This is a genomic window from Candidatus Borrarchaeum sp. (assembly GCF_019058535.1).
In the GTDB taxonomy this organism is placed as follows: domain Archaea; phylum Asgardarchaeota; class Sifarchaeia; order Borrarchaeales; family Borrarchaeaceae; genus Borrarchaeum; species Borrarchaeum weybense.
In genome coordinates this window covers 1-14,441 of record NZ_JAHPYX010000278.1, presented here as the reverse complement: position 1 = coordinate 14,441, position 14,441 = coordinate 1, and the positions used below count along the sequence as shown (strand labels likewise).

Annotated in this window: 13 protein-coding genes and 1 pseudogene; 7 read left to right on the top strand and 7 right to left on the bottom strand. The window is 37.6% G+C overall.

Features of this window, described 5'->3' with window-relative positions:
• The first annotated feature begins 254 nt into the window (after nt 1-254).
• The 3 genes from QVB70_RS18090 to QVB70_RS18080 all read left to right on the top strand — a co-directional run bounded on the left by QVB70_RS18090 (nt 255) and on the right by QVB70_RS18080 (nt 3,104).
• Complete coding sequence (locus QVB70_RS18090) at nt 255-752, top strand: C-GCAxxG-C-C family protein (protein ID WP_287589239.1); 498 nt, start codon at nt 255-257, stop codon at nt 750-752.
• A gap of 49 nt (nt 753-801) precedes the next feature.
• Nucleotides 802-1,200: a molybdopterin dinucleotide binding domain-containing protein gene (locus QVB70_RS18085; protein ID WP_287589237.1), complete on the top strand. Its 399-nt coding sequence runs from the start codon at nt 802-804 to the stop codon at nt 1,198-1,200.
• 233 nt (nt 1,201-1,433) lie between these two features.
• Complete coding sequence (locus QVB70_RS18080; protein WP_287589236.1) at nt 1,434-3,104, top strand: formylmethanofuran dehydrogenase subunit A; 1,671 nt, start codon at nt 1,434-1,436, stop codon at nt 3,102-3,104.
• A 36-nt stretch (nt 3,105-3,140) separates the two neighbouring features.
• Here the strand turns inward: QVB70_RS18080 and QVB70_RS18075 are convergent, their stop codons facing one another.
• Entirely contained in the window at nt 3,141-4,064 is a 924-nt protein-coding gene (locus tag QVB70_RS18075) for a 4Fe-4S binding protein (RefSeq protein WP_287589234.1), read from the bottom strand.
• A gap of 5 nt (nt 4,065-4,069) precedes the next feature.
• Nucleotides 4,070-6,436 carry a hydrogenase iron-sulfur subunit gene (locus QVB70_RS18070; protein WP_287589232.1) on the bottom strand — a complete coding sequence of 789 codons (2,367 nt, stop codon included), beginning with the start codon at nt 6,434-6,436 and terminating at the stop codon, nt 4,070-4,072.
• Between the two features lie 317 nt (nt 6,437-6,753).
• Here QVB70_RS18070 and QVB70_RS18065 point away from each other — a divergent pair, with 317 nt between their 5' ends.
• Nucleotides 6,754-7,239 (top strand): (Fe-S)-binding protein, encoded by a 486-nt coding sequence (locus QVB70_RS18065; protein WP_287589230.1) that lies wholly within the window; start codon nt 6,754-6,756, stop codon nt 7,237-7,239.
• 9 nt (nt 7,240-7,248) lie between these two features.
• Nucleotides 7,249-8,547 carry a formylmethanofuran dehydrogenase subunit B gene (locus tag QVB70_RS18060; RefSeq protein WP_287589228.1) on the top strand — a complete coding sequence of 433 codons (1,299 nt, stop codon included), beginning with the start codon at nt 7,249-7,251 and terminating at the stop codon, nt 8,545-8,547.
• 18 nt (nt 8,548-8,565) lie between these two features.
• Here QVB70_RS18060 and QVB70_RS18055 read toward each other — a convergent pair whose 3' ends face one another.
• Entirely contained in the window at nt 8,566-9,432 is an 867-nt protein-coding gene (locus QVB70_RS18055) for a methanogenesis marker 8 protein (RefSeq protein WP_287589226.1), read from the bottom strand.
• Nucleotides 9,433-9,747: 315 nt separating this feature from the next.
• Complete coding sequence (locus QVB70_RS18050; protein ID WP_287589224.1) at nt 9,748-10,581, bottom strand: ATP cone domain-containing protein; 834 nt, start codon at nt 10,579-10,581, stop codon at nt 9,748-9,750.
• Between the two features lie 194 nt (nt 10,582-10,775).
• On the opposite strand from QVB70_RS18050, the gene QVB70_RS18045 reads away from it, so the two are divergent.
• Nucleotides 10,776-11,093 carry a CooT family nickel-binding protein gene (locus QVB70_RS18045; protein WP_287589222.1) on the top strand — a complete coding sequence of 106 codons (318 nt, stop codon included), beginning with the start codon at nt 10,776-10,778 and terminating at the stop codon, nt 11,091-11,093.
• 105 nt (nt 11,094-11,198) lie between these two features.
• Here QVB70_RS18045 and QVB70_RS18040 read toward each other — a convergent pair whose 3' ends face one another.
• Nucleotides 11,199-11,324, bottom strand: a complete 126-nt coding sequence (locus QVB70_RS18040; RefSeq protein WP_287589220.1) for a hypothetical protein — start codon at nt 11,322-11,324, stop codon at nt 11,199-11,201.
• Between the two features lie 474 nt (nt 11,325-11,798).
• Between QVB70_RS18040 and purB the strand changes: the two genes are divergently transcribed.
• Nucleotides 11,799-13,109, top strand: a complete 1,311-nt coding sequence (gene purB, locus QVB70_RS18035; protein ID WP_287589218.1) for an adenylosuccinate lyase — start codon at nt 11,799-11,801, stop codon at nt 13,107-13,109.
• 55 nt (nt 13,110-13,164) lie between these two features.
• Here purB and mch read toward each other — a convergent pair whose 3' ends face one another.
• Nucleotides 13,165-14,160, bottom strand: coding sequence for a methenyltetrahydromethanopterin cyclohydrolase (gene mch / locus QVB70_RS18030; RefSeq protein ID WP_287589216.1), 996 nt, complete (start codon nt 14,158-14,160; stop codon nt 13,165-13,167).
• Between the two features lie 9 nt (nt 14,161-14,169).
• Nucleotides 14,170-14,441, bottom strand: a pseudogene (locus QVB70_RS18025) (formylmethanofuran dehydrogenase subunit C); the annotation flags it as partial.

Sequence of the window (14,441 nt, the reverse complement as noted above, 5' to 3'; positions counted from 1 at the left end):
GTCTAGACTAGAAATAGTCGTCTTAGGGATATAATTGGTAGATTATTCCAACCTTATAAACTTGTTTCATTTCTCATTAGCAATAAATCACATGCAAACTTATCTCATGTCATCGAAAAACTAATCATATTAAACTTAATGATTAATTGCGTCAAATGCGGATTTCATGCAACATTATAAATGATACAAAAAAGTGTTATAGTGTAAAAACAGAACAAAAGCTTAAGGACAAAAACAGTTAGAGGAAGAAAAATATGAACAAAACCAAACAAGCATATGATCTTGGATTTAAATACGAAAAAGAATATTATGGCTGTTCCCAATGCGTGTTATTAGCGATTCAAGATACTTTTAATTTAGAAAATGAGACGGTCTTTAAATCTGCTTCTGGCCTTGCTGCAGGGATTGGCTTGCTGGGATCGGTTTGCGGTGCATTAACAGGTGGCGTAATGGCATTAAGTTTAAAATATGGTCGTGATTTACAAGCTTTCAAGGCAGGTGATCCAGAAGGTAAACGTCTCAAGGCTTATGAAAAAGCAAGAAAGTTGTATAAACGCTTTGAAGATGAATATGGAAGTGTTATCTGCAAAGATATTCAAAAGAAAATTTTTGGTCGTTCTTATAATTTGAATGATCCGCAAGATTTTAAAGAATTCGAAGAGGCTGGCGCGCATGTTGATAAATGTCCTGGTGTTGTTGGAAGAGTTGCGCAATGGGTTGCAGAAATAATACTCAAAGATAATGAAAAATAATTTCTCGAAAAAGGATTAACAGCCTATTGCCATAATTGAGGGATTGACAATGAGTTTTTTTAAAATGATTACAACAGAGATTGATGTTTTGTTGCCCACCGTACGAACCATAGAGCAAGGTAAAAGTGCTGATTCCGATAAAGAAAGCAAAAAATACTTCGATGAAGCCGCAATCGTGTTGTTACACACAGAAGATATGAAAAAATTAAGTGTAGAAAATAATAAACCTGTTAAGATACGTACGAAATATGGTGAAGTAGTTGTGAAAGTAAAAGAGTCAGAAGAAACTAAGGAAGGCATCGCATTAATTCCTGTTGGTCTTTGGGCTAATATGACGATGGGAAATTCAGTTCAAAGTAATGGAATTCCTCTTTTGAAGAATATTCCTGCAACGATCGAATCGACGGATGAATCACCAGAGGATATACAGCATCTCACAAGCATATGAGCTACCTCGTGCTAAAGCATCGCGGCTTCCTGCTTCAACGACAGACGCGATCCCCTTGCGGGTTACGGAGGTCTTATCTCCACAGGCGTAAATTCCCTACGCCCCGTAGGTACTCATCAAGAGTATGACCTATACACTATATAAACACAACTACAGCAATTCATCACCACGCTGAAGCTGTGGTGCTTTCTTGCTTTTCTTCATGTAAAAGCCCCGAAGGTAGGTACACTGACATGGCAGATTCTATATTAATTAAGAACGGATATGTTTATGATCCTATTAATAATATCAATGGAGAAACTTTAGATATTTCAATTAAAGATAGGAAAATTGTAGAAAAAGCATCTGCAAACGCTGAAGTCATAGACGCATCGAATATGATTGTCATGCCCGGTGCGATAGATATTCATACGCATATAAGTTCTCAAACTGTAAATTTTGGACGAATGTTTACAAAGCCACCTTCACAGCCTCTTTATACAACCTCTCAGATTGGTCATGAATATATTAAACAAGGGTATACGCTATTCATTGAGGCTGCAGTTGCTGCTCACTTGGCAAGGCACACACATTTAGAATTTCAAGATATCCCTTTTGTTGATAAGGCATTTTTAGTTCTTGTTGGCTCAGATTCTCACGTGATGAATTTTCTAAAAAAGGACAGAATCGAAGAGTGTGCCGCTTATCTTTCTTGGCTTCTTAAATCAGTTAAAGGATATGGATTAAAGTTAGCAAATCCTGGCGGGGCCGAAATGTGGGCTTGGGGAAAAGACACAGATTCGCTCGAAAAACAAATTTTAGGCTATGAATTAAATCCACTTGATATTGTTACAGGTCTTGTAAAAGTCAATGAATTGCTAAATTTGCCACATTCTATACATATTCATCCAAACCAGGCAGGGCGTCCTGGTAATATTGATACAACAATACAAACGTTGGAATCTATTCAAAATATTGAAAAAAGTAGTCAGGTAAGCAGAAATCAATTAATTCATCTTGCTCATGCTCAACTTCACAGTTACGGAGGCCAGGACTGGGAAAATTTTGAATCAAAAAGCCAAACTATAGTAGATTATATGAATACACATGAACAGGTTGAACTTGATATTGGCCAAATTACGTTTCATACATCAACTGCTATTTTTCCAGATGGAAATTATGCCTATTATCTTGCAAAAATGGCAAATAATCGATGGATAAGCCATAATATCGAGTTACAAGGGGGTTTTGGAGCAATTACCCTTAATTTCTCTCCTGAACACTATATTGATGCCATAAAATGGACCATAGGACTTGAAATTGCGTTGCAAGTGACTAACCCTTGGCAGGTTCAATTATCAACAGATCATCCTAATATGGGTCTAGTGACTGATTATCCGAAGGTTATTAGTTGGCTGATAAGTAAACTCGCTAGAGATGAGATAGTCGACACGCTTCATCCTGATGTTCAGACTAATGCGATACTCCCACACCTTGAACGTGAATATTCACTTCTTGAAATTGCTATAATCACTCGTGCTAGCCAAACGAAGTCATTAGGTCTCGACATACAAAGAGGTCACTTAGGAATCGGTGCCCTTGCTGATGTAGTTGTATATAATTTTGATCCAAAAGCCAATGATCCCTCTAAGGAGTACAAATTATTAGAAAAGGCGTTTTCACATGCCGAATATGTTATAAAACGCGGCAACCCAATCATAAAAAAGAAAATAATAGATCCAAATGTTTTCACAGGATCAACGCTCTGGGTGGATGCAAAGGTTAATGAAGACTTAGGAAACATGACGTTAGAAAACCTGGAGAGTAAATTAGAGCGTTATTCTTCAATAAATACACCCAATTTGTACGTGGATTCTTCCTACCTCAAGAACTCGGAAAAAATAATGATACAGAGCAACCTATAACTGATATTTATATCTATGATCTTAAAACTGCATTTCTTAGTCTTTTTCATTTTTTAACTTCTTTTTACTCCTTAAAAACGAATTTAGTGCTTTTTCTGTGTCTCCCTTTTCGGTTAAATGACGTATTTTAATGCCTTTCCTGCTTTGCAAATGCTTCTCTATCTCTTCAATTTTCTCTTTTAACAACTTTTTACATTCTTTTGGTATTTCTGGTATTTCTTCTGGCGGTTTTTTAACTAATGGCTTTTCTTCTTTCTCGTATTCAATTATCCGTGATAAATCAATCTCTTTTGCCTTTCCTATTAACTTCTCAAAGGCCTCTTTCCAAGCATTCATCCATGGCACATCTGGTATCTCCGTATATTTCACTTTGGTTCGTTTTACTTCAATCAGTTTTTCAGGACAAGCATTGACACACGCGCCACAGAAGGTACAATCCTCTTCCCTTACGCGTATCTTGTCTCCTGTCTTTTCTTCGATGTCTTTTGGGATGTACCAGCACGATTCGTCCACCGGACAGATATTAATACACGCTTTACATGCCGATGGATCACATTTTTCAAGATTATATACCGCTATAGTGCCCTCAAGGAATTTGGAGTCTTTCATCACTTTGGGATAATCTAAGTCATCAATAGTTTCTTCATCGAACTTACATTCAAGAGCGTCTTCAGGACAGATTATCGCACATAAACCACAGAACACACATTTATCTTGGTCGATCATGATTAGGGGAACGGTTCCTCTCTCAAACTCTCCCGTAGCTACCTCTACTACAGGCCCCATCTCTATGGCGTCGACTGGACAAACAATCTTACATAATTCACAGCCTATGCATTTTTCAATTTTTAGCTCTAGATTTTTGGTTTTCTTCTTATCGTCAGTCCGTAGATGTTTCCATTTGTATTCCATTTCTTCTTCTGTTACATCCATATCAATTTCTGGTGAATCTGTGCCCATAAATATCACCTAATTCTCGTTTCTGTCACTAATTCGGCGCCAACTGGCTTAAATTGCTCAATTTCATCTACAAACTCTCTTATTAATTTTGAGAGTTTTTTGCCTTCACTTGCAGATACGCTCACAATTTTCACGCGTTTTGAATTTATACCTACTACTTCTAAAATTTCTTTAAGCGCATTAATTCGTCTTTCGGCTTTCATAAAGCCAGTGTTATAATGACAATCTCCAGGATAACATCCCATAATGAGAACTCCATCTGAACCTTTTTTTAGGGCTTCTAAAACGAAAACTGGGCTTACTCTTGCCGAACACATCACCTTTATGATTCGAATATTGGTTGGATAATTTGTTCTTGAGATTCCAGCGTTATCCGCGGCTGCGTAGGCGCACCAGTTGCATAGGAAACCAACTATCAGAGGAAATTCACTTTTATTTTCAAGAGCCGCATCAACCTGAGCGAGTATTTGTTGATCAGTGAAGTTTCTTATCTGAAGTGCCCCTGTTGCACAGGCAGCGGCGCATGCACCACATCCTCTGCAAGCAACTTCGTCAACTTCAATACTTTTATCTGAATTCACTTTTATTGCACCATAGTCACAGACATGTTCACAGATTTTACAAGCAAAACACAAATCCGGATCTATAACTGGCACAAATGGATCTAATTCTACTTCTCCTTGGGATAAAGTTGTTGCTTTAAGTGCTGCTGCGCTTGCTTGTGTTGTTGAACTTTCTATAGATTTTGGAGAATGGGCACATCCGACTACATAAAAACCTGGTATTTGTGAGTCAATTGGTCGGAGTTTGGGATGTCCTTCTAAATAAAAACCATCTTCACTTCGAGGGATGCCAAGGATTGAACTCATTTTTTCAGCATCTTTTGGAGGAGTAAGTCCAACCGATAAGACAACCATATCTGCCTCCACTTGAAGATGTTTTCCAATATCAGTATCATATACGTTTAATGTAAGTACCTTATTATTTGGTAGCTCTTGAATCTCAGAAGGTTGTCCACGAACAAATATGACTCCTTTTTCTCTCATAGTCTGATAAAATTCTTCATAGCGTTTTCCGAATGCCCTGATATCTATGTAGCAGATGTATATCTTTACAGAGTCTCCTAAGCGCTCTATTATTGAATTTGTTTGTTTCAATGCATACATGCAGCAAACTTGTGAGCAATATTCATTCGTATTCTTGTCACGTGAGCCCACACATTGTACAAAGACTACAGTTTTTGGGGGTTGACCATTGGAAGGTCGAATGATATCTCCTTCTGTGGGTCCAGAAGGACTAAGCATTCTTTCTAATTCTAAAGATGTTAAAACGTTGGAATATCTGCCATATCCCAATTCTGGGATTTTATGTGCATCAAAAGGCTCATAACCCGTGGCAACTATTACCGCACCAACTTTCACATCGAAGGTCTTTGGTTTTTGGTCAAATCGGATCGCGTTCCTCTCGCAATAAGCTTCGCAATTACGACAGCCTATGCAACTGTCAGGATCAATTTTGTAGATAAATGGGACTGCTTGAGGAAATGGAATATATATAGCCTTCCGCAAACCTAACTTTAGATCAAATTCATTGGGGACTTCGACAGGACAATTTGGGACACAATCTCCACAGCCAGTACATTCGTCAGGATCCACATAAATGGGATTTCTTCTAATTTTCACGCTAAAATTCCCTATACCTCCCCTTACCTCCAATACCTCAGAGTTGGTATACAACTCAATATTTGGATGCTGGTAAACTTCAACCATTAGTGGGGCAAGAATACAGATCGAGCAATCATTAGTTGGAAAGACTTTATCGAACATTGCCATATGACCACCGATGGTCGGCTCTTTCTCGACTAAATGCACTTTATGTCCGAGATCCGCCAAATCCAACGCTGATCGTATACCCGCGACGCCTCCTCCAATAATCAAAAACTCATTTTCAACGGGGATCTTGATGGCGCTGAAGGGTTGCAATAAGGTTGCTTTTGCGATGCCCATCGCAACTAGATCAATAACTTTCTCCGTAGCACGGTCGGGGTCATGACTGTGAACCCATGAACCTTGTTCTCTAATATTTACTATTTCCAATAGATATGGATTTAGTCCAGCTTCTTCTAGCGTCTTTCTGAAGAGAGATTCATGTAGATTTGGTGTACATGCCGCTATTACAATTCTGTCGAGTTGATTCTCAATAATTTCCTCTTGTATTAACTTCAGTCCAGGATCTGCACACAGAAATGTATCCGCTTTAATAAAGATGCCCATATTCGTGAAATGATCTACGACTTCCTTGATATTAATGACCTCAGCTATATTCTTACCGCAATGACAAATGAACACTCCAACCTTTGGATCCGCTTTCATACTTAACCTCTCTTATAATGCCTTTTAGTCTTGATGACGCTTTGTTAGCCATTCTTAGTGCACAATGGGTGATGTTTAATCATTATAGTAATTATTCTCGATTTCTCTTAGCCTTCAATCTTTAAATGACATTCGATTTTGGCACCTGAATGTTCGTTATAAATATTGCAAAATACTATGAGGATTATTTTCACTAATCTTTAAAATGACAGATGCATCTAAATTATAAAATTCTTATAGTGTTGCTTGAAAGGTAACTTTATTCAATACCCTTGCGGTGCATAAAGTGTCTACATAAATCCATTGAGGTAACAAGAATGTCTGAAAAGAAGCGCCTAAATGCAATGATGATTTATAAACTGCTCCCTCAAACTAACTGTCGAATTTGCGGCGAACCAAATTGCATGGCATTTGCAGTTAAATTACTTAACCGTTCAGTAGAACTCAAGCAATGTACACCGCTCTTCGAAGAAGAACAATATGCAGAAAAGGCGGAAAAACTCAAAGAACTGGTTGCTCCACTTGAACTGGCGAAAGAAACTGGGATCATTTTAGAGGAAGAAAAATGCATTGGATGTGGTAATTGTGTTGTTTGCTGCCCAGCGAATGCAGCTATTGCGCCAGAAACTTCTGGGGGCAAAGGCATCAAAGATGAAACAAATCCCGATCTCATATTCATTGTGGAAAAAGGTGTAGCAAAAATCTGTAAGCTTGAAAAGTGCCGTAGATACGAACCGCCTCGAACATCATGCAGGGTTTGCGAAATTTTATGCCCAACGAAAGCAATTGAAATACTTCAATGAGTTGATTATATGTCGAAAGAGATCTCTGACGTGATATGTCCAGGTTGTGGAGTTCTCTGCGACGATATCAAGGTGAAGCTGGAGGATAATACAGTTGTAACAAACTATAATGCGTGTTCTAAAGGTAACGCGAAATTTCTTGATATCGCCTCTAATAGAATCCTTAATCCAACAATTATGACTGATAAAACCACTAAAGAAACTGATTTAGACTCTGCACTTTCGAAAACAGCAGAAATATTGATTAATGCTGACTCCCCCCTCCTCTATGGCTGGAGCGCTACAACTTGTGAAGCACAAAGGCTTGGCATTCAACTTGCCAAAGAATTGAAGGGGATCGTAGATAGCACATCTTCATTCTGCCACGGCGTAACACTTTCAACTCTCATAGAGAACTCGTGGAGTACTGCAACTCTTGGTGAAGTCATGAATAGGGCTGATGTGATCTTATATTGGGGTGCTAATCCTATAGAATCACATCCAAGGCATATGTCACGGTATAGTACAGTACCACGTGGTATTTTCAGACAAGCTGGAAAAGATGAGCGAACCGTTGTTGTTATAGATATCCGTAAAACACGAACTGCTAACATCGCAGATCGTTTTCTTGAAGTTGAACCTAACCGAGATTTCGAACTAATTAGCGTTATGCGTTCTCTTTTGAACGGATATCGTCCAAATATAGACACTGTAGCAAATATTCCTTTAAAAGAAGTAGACCGACTGCTTGAACTAATTAAAGAAGCGAATTTTTGTACGATATTTTTTGGCTTAGGGTTGTTGATGAGTGCAGGAACATATCATAATATCTCTAGTCTTCTTTCATTTGTTGCCGAACTCAACCAATTTGCCAAAGTCGTTGCTATTCCCATGATTGGTCATTACAATATGATTGGATTTAATCAAGTATGCAGCTGGTTAACTGGATTCCCTTATGGCGTAGATTTTCGTAAAGAAGATCCCATGTTTAATCCTGGTGAAACTACAACTGCAGAACTATTACAGAAGAAAGAAATTGATGCAATGCTATGTATTGCTTCTGATCCAGTTTCTACATTGCCTTATTCTTTAACCTCTTACCTAAAAGAGATCCCCGTTATCACGATGGAGCGCCAAATGACACCAACTACACGAATTTCAAAAATCGTCATCCCCGTAGCTCTGTCTGGAATTGAGGTTAGCGGCACCGCCTATCGAATGGATTCTGTTCCTCTTTATATGAAAAATATCATCTCTCCACCAAATGGCATTTTATCTGATGAAATGATTCTGACAAAATTGTTGGAACTCGTTAAAGAAGCAAAATGATTTTTAATGATTCTTAAATCACAATAACGGATCTGGCTGTTTGTGTTCAACTAGTTTTGGCAACCGTGCTCGTGTCACCAATAATTGGGAGTCTATTCTCACAATTCTGTTAGCAATGATTTTTTTCCCTTGTTCAGTTAACGCAAAAACTGGAATACCTACTCCAATTTGAAGTAATGCGTTTGGTCCAATGATTTCTCGAAGTGCTTTTGATGCACATCCCCAGATAAGATCGCATCCCTTTGCTAAAACTGATGCTTGATTGGGAGAAATACCAGTCGTGTGAACTGCTAAGATTGTTAACTTAACATCCAATTGTTTTTCATATTTCTTGAGTAAAGGAATTTTTTCAGCGTCAATTCCAGCAAGAGTTACTGCAACCTTATTAGCTAATGAGAATGCTCTTTTCACTCCTTCGACCTGATCTATTACGGCTGTCTTTGGGTTTAATACGATTCCACCTTTATTTTTCAGTTGATTTATTGTCTCTGGGATCGGTGATGTCTTTACCAATCCTGTCATTCGAGCTCCAATTCCCTGAACTAGTTCTGGTGACTTCACTAATACGGTTCCCGCACCATCACACGCACACACCGTAATATCTATCAATCCATTGTGCATCGCATCCCTTAGCATCTCTGATGCTCCAAATGGCACATCCCTCCCTTCATATTCTAGCACTCTATTTTTTGTAAAAAAACCAAACTCTTCTATTTTCATTTCGACGCTATCACGAATGCTTTCTGGAGTCTCTTTTACCCCACCATAAAATTCATGTCGTAAAGGGCAATGAGTCACTAAAGGCTTTCCAACATCTATAACTTTCCCGTTCTTTATGACAACTCTAGCTTTTGCAACTTCAATTATATGTTCATCTTCACTCATTTTATCATGTCTCCGAAAGAAGGCCCCCCAACTTGTTGGGGGGATGAATTGCGTGTGTTACTTGTTTCACTTTCACGATACTCCCTAATCTTTAAATACGGTTTTGCAGAGATTCTAAGTAGAATTGAGCTGAGGTAACACTCGCCAGTTCTCACTCTCATCATCATCATCATCAGGGCAGGGACTGCCCGTAGAGCCTGTTTGACGTGTCCCGTTGGGGAATGGATGATTCAGGAAGCCAGCCTACTTGTAGGGTGGTAGTTCACCATATCACCTAAAGAAAAATAGTTAGTTCATTTAAATTGAGGCGTACTTCTAGCCAGAAAGGATTTTCTTTGATCTTAAAATCCAATCTTCTACGATCTCTTGCTCAATATCAAGCATATGTGTAAGTTGGTTACTATCAGATTCAACTAATTGTTGTAATGTGATTATGTTTTCTTCGATTAATCTGTGATTTACTTTTCTAGAAATCCCTTTAAGCAATGTAATCGGATAAAATTTCTTCTCTTCGATTATCGATTCCAAATCGTACCACGCAAGTAGTTCAATCCCCCTACAATTGCAATATCTTTCAGCGTGTCGCGTGAACTTCGTATTGCCAACAATCATGGCGGATGTTATAGGATGAGAATTCTTTCCATCTTCATATCCTTCAATTACATCTTCTAATACAGCTCGAGTATTCCTGCAAACATCCAAGTCCGTAGGGGTATGATGATTTACATGATGTTTTACTTCTACGAGCTTGGTTTCTGTACCTTTTCGTGCAATTGCATCAATTTCATGTTCCACACATTTTCCTCGACAAATACAATTGGGAGTGATTGAATAACCCACCTGCTCCAATAACAACTGGATATAGAGCTCAAAATCAGGTTTTGAACGGAGAAGAGAGATTGCCTTACGTAAATTGTTTCTAAACGGTATGATTGTTTTATATGGCTTCAAATACTCATTAAACAACATTTCAAGAATTTTTTTAGTTGATATACCATCATAACTTCTATTTTCAATCTCGCTAGCAATTTCTTCTGCTGTTTTTCGATCAACCTCTCCTCCACTTACTCGTAAGCATGTTTTGACAATTTTTTCTCTGTCAAAATCTTGTTTCGATCCATCAGCCTTTGTAACATATTTAAATGCCATATTTCTCACGACCCAAGCCCCGACCCTTCAGGGTGGGATAATTGACTTTTAACCTTCACATGATCTTCAGCATATATATCGTTGCGAGTTTTTTCCGCGTAACTTGAACTGATGTCTGCTTACTCTTCTTTCAAGTAATTACATAAACTACTTTAATAAATTCATTGCAAGAACTTTAGTTGAGGTGAAAAAAATTGTGCGAACTTTCAGTTTTGCTGGATAAAGATGGTGACTCACAACAAATTGCCAAAGATGTTGTATACGCACTTCAAAATGGAGATACATTGCTTGTTAAAGATATTTTAGGAACTCCAACAGAAGTTTCATCAGCTATGATTACAAAAGTGAATATTGCGAATGAAACTCTTACACTTATAGCCCATCCATTAGTCGGGCAGTTCCTAAAATTTTTTGCGCTCTTAACAGATGAATCGAGTATCTCAGATATAGAGCACGCCTGGGCCCAGTTGAAGAAAACAGGTGATGAACTGATTAAGAAAAAACAAAAATAGTCAATGCTTTCTTATACAAGAAATTCGATTAAAAAGAAAAAATTATGGCATCCCCTCTGTAGGGTGCCACCTCTATTTTCCCCATGTACTTTAGTTTAAGAAATGCTAAGCGACTGCTACTCGTGGGATAGCAACTGGAATTTCTTCTATAGTTTCCAATAGTTTACAGCACTCTTCACAAATATTGTTTAGACAAAACTCCTCTGGCACATTTTTGCATGGAAGTTTCATTTTTATCACACAATCGATACACATTTTTCCAATAGATGAGATATCTCATTGTATGGTGAGTTCGATTATTTAATGATTTTGATTATTTTCTAACTATAAAATAGTATGTAATTTTTACTATATAAGACTTGTGAAAAGATTATCCACAACTTTTAACTCAAAAAAAGGTAAATTTCAACTATACAGACAAAAAAACAGCCGTTATGCAAGTAAAAAATAAATTTAATAATGATAAAATAATGATTCATCAATATATAGTATAGGGCAATAAAAAATCAAAAAAAAATTGTTATTAATTGTTATTTCTTATTTTACTTGAATAACAACAATTTTTTGCGATATTAACTTACCTGAACTAGATTGAAAAATAATAAATGATTAGTCTTTAAATAGCGAATCGGTCTTGTCTTCAATAGAGAGAACCTATGAAAGCTGAGACGTCGATCAAATCAAACTAAAGTTAGATGTGATATTATGATTCACCCAACGGATCAAAGATATCTTGTCAAAGAATTAATTCCTTTTTTCTCAGAAGAGGGTTTTTTAGAATATAAATTAAAGGTTGAAAAAGCGTATGTACGTGCTTTAAATAAAATTGGAGTATGTCCGGAAGAAATCGCTGATGAGATAATTGCTCAAACTGTCACCGCTCTTGAGGTAAAGCAAAAAGAAGCAATTCTTAAACATGATATAAGAGCACTTGTTGAAGTTTTGAGAGACAAGATATCAACTCCTGCGAAACCCTATGTACATCTCGGTCTGACGTCTTATGATGTTGTAAACACAGCACAGGCCTTACTCATTAAGGATGCTACAAAAAAAGTTCTTCTTCTTCATTTAGTCGCATTAGAACTTGAACTAATAAGACTTGCAAAGGAAGAAAAGAATACCCTCCAAATCGGACGTACTCATGGACAGCATGCCGAGCCAACAACTTTCGGAAAGGAAATTGCGGTATTTGTAGATCGAATAGGGCATGCAATTATTCGTATAAAGAATGCAAGTGATAACTTAAGAGGGAAATTAAGTGGTGCTGTTGGTAGTAAAGCCTCTTTAAGCTTAATTCACGATCCTGATGAACTTGAGTCTATTTTTATGAAAGAATTGAGTTTAAACGCATCACCAATCACGACACAGCGATTACCTCCTGAAGAACTCACGAATTACATGTGCCAAATCACAATTACTTTTGGAACCATTGCTGACCTTGCAAACGATTTACGGCACCTACAACGTAGTGAAATCGGAGAAGTAGCAGAATATTTTGAAAAAACACAAGTTGGTTCCTCAACTATGCCTCAAAAAAGAAACCCAATCAATCTTGAAAATATTATTTCTCAATATAGAGCAGTTATGCCCCATATTATTACAGCACTATTAAATATAGAGTCCGAGCACCAAAGAGACTTACGTGATTCTGCTTCTACACGCTATATACTTCCTGAAGTTCTAAATGCATTTGTTCACTCTATCAATCGCTTAATCCGAGTAATAAAGACTCTGAAAGTCGATAGAGGACGAATGAAAGAGAATTTAAAACTCAATCGGGATTTTTATTTAGCAGAGCCTGCATATGTCCAATTAGCGTTGCAGGGAGATCCACAAGCGTATGACAAGGTACGTGAATTGACATTAAAAGCGCAAAAAGAAAATAAACCATTAAGCAAATTGTTAACGTCCGATCTACTTGAGACAATTGGGGATTACACAGGCACATGTAAGAAGCAAGTGGATAAAGTCACCAAATACTGGGAAACTAAAATCAGTGAATTAGCAGATACGTAAAGATCTGAAATAATAAAAAGAAGGGATGAAATCTCCAAAGATTTCTTCATATTAGTTAAAATTTCTTTATATCAAGAGATTTCTGTAATACTGCTGTATTTATTTTACCTGCACTAACAGATTTGCCTGTTCTAAGACTTGATAAAACAACGGTTGCTGGGCTGAAAAGTCCTGGATCCACATTGAAGAAATCGAAATTTGCCTTCTTAAAAACATCATAAAAGGGTTCACCGTAGTCTTTTGATGCAGATGATGGAATTTTTGTGACAAATGCATTTAGGTCATCACTTTCATCATCGTTGACTTCGTAAAATGTTTTACCCCCGTATAGTATCATATCATTTGTTTGGCTCATTGCTTTTTGTTCATCTGGGTTTATAGGAGCTATTGGTGCTGTTCCCGCTCCATATGTAACCTTTTTCGGATCGTATCCTAATGAAGTCATCTTATAGATCCCCATCTCCACTACACGCCCACTTACTTGTACTGAGCCCGCCATAGAATTTGTTGGAGCCACAACCATATGGCATCGGTCTGGCGAAACTCCACAGTTCTCAGCAACAAACTCCGCTTCTGCTTCTCCGGGCAGGCGTTCTTTCATTGGCTCCAAGAAAACTACTGCAACATCAGCTTTATCTTGATAATCCAATTGAGAGAATTCATAATTTGGTAAGAGTTTCTTAGGTTTGAGTGCTGAGGCTCTTGCTGGTCCAGAGGCATATCCATAGACTTTTCCTTCTGAACCTTTGATTTTCCATCCTGCTAACTGTGAAGCTAAAAGTGCGATGGGAGGATTGTCAGTCACTACTGTTATTGCTGGAAGAGTGTTCCCTTCTATATCAGTTGTTGTCACATTAACTTTTCCTAATCCTCCAAGACATACCTCTGTCACATATCTTCCCGCTAGAAATCCACCTTTTGCTTCTATTCCGCAATCAATAACGGTTGCACCATTGCTAAGTTCAGTAAATGTTACATTTATTAATTCAGATTTCTTATCCATTTTTTTAACTACATCTAACGCAAGCTTATTGACACTAGGCTTATTCATTAAAATCACCTACGCATTAATCAGATGCCTATTTGCTTCTTTATTTAAATAGATCTCCCCTTTGCCCTTTTCTGCTATATCTCCACTAAATTTTAGGAACGGTCCTCCAATTTCCTTTTCTTCATCAATGACAGCCGATGCTACCTCATCATCAAACTTAAATGAAGGCAATAGTTCTTCAACTTTTCCGTGAATGATAATCTTTCCTTTTTTCATTTCTGCGCCAACACGCTCTGCTACAAGATTATGCAAAATAATCAGCCCACCTTGCATATGTATAC

Excerpts from the sequence above, each read along its gene's own strand:
- QVB70_RS18090 (WP_287589239.1), top strand. The coding sequence starts at position 255 with ATGAACAAAACCAAACAAGCATATGATCTTGGATTTAAATACGAAAAA.
- QVB70_RS18085 (WP_287589237.1), top strand. The coding sequence starts at position 802 with ATGAGTTTTTTTAAAATGATTACAACAGAGATTGATGTTTTGTTGCCC.
- QVB70_RS18080 (WP_287589236.1), top strand. The coding sequence starts at position 1,434 with ATGGCAGATTCTATATTAATTAAGAACGGATATGTTTATGATCCTATT.
- QVB70_RS18075 (WP_287589234.1), bottom strand. The coding sequence starts at position 4,064 with ATGGGCACAGATTCACCAGAAATTGATATGGATGTAACAGAAGAAGAA.
- QVB70_RS18070 (WP_287589232.1), bottom strand. The coding sequence starts at position 6,436 with ATGAAAGCGGATCCAAAGGTTGGAGTGTTCATTTGTCATTGCGGTAAG.
- QVB70_RS18065 (WP_287589230.1), top strand. The coding sequence starts at position 6,754 with ATGTCTGAAAAGAAGCGCCTAAATGCAATGATGATTTATAAACTGCTC.
- QVB70_RS18060 (WP_287589228.1), top strand. The coding sequence starts at position 7,249 with ATGTCGAAAGAGATCTCTGACGTGATATGTCCAGGTTGTGGAGTTCTC.
- QVB70_RS18055 (WP_287589226.1), bottom strand. The coding sequence starts at position 9,432 with ATGAGTGAAGATGAACATATAATTGAAGTTGCAAAAGCTAGAGTTGTC.
- QVB70_RS18050 (WP_287589224.1), bottom strand. The coding sequence starts at position 10,581 with ATGGCATTTAAATATGTTACAAAGGCTGATGGATCGAAACAAGATTTT.
- QVB70_RS18040 (WP_287589220.1), bottom strand. The coding sequence starts at position 11,324 with ATGAAACTTCCATGCAAAAATGTGCCAGAGGAGTTTTGTCTAAACAAT.
- purB (WP_287589218.1), top strand. The coding sequence starts at position 11,799 with ATGATTCACCCAACGGATCAAAGATATCTTGTCAAAGAATTAATTCCT.
- mch (WP_287589216.1), bottom strand. The coding sequence starts at position 14,160 with ATGAATAAGCCTAGTGTCAATAAGCTTGCGTTAGATGTAGTTAAAAAA.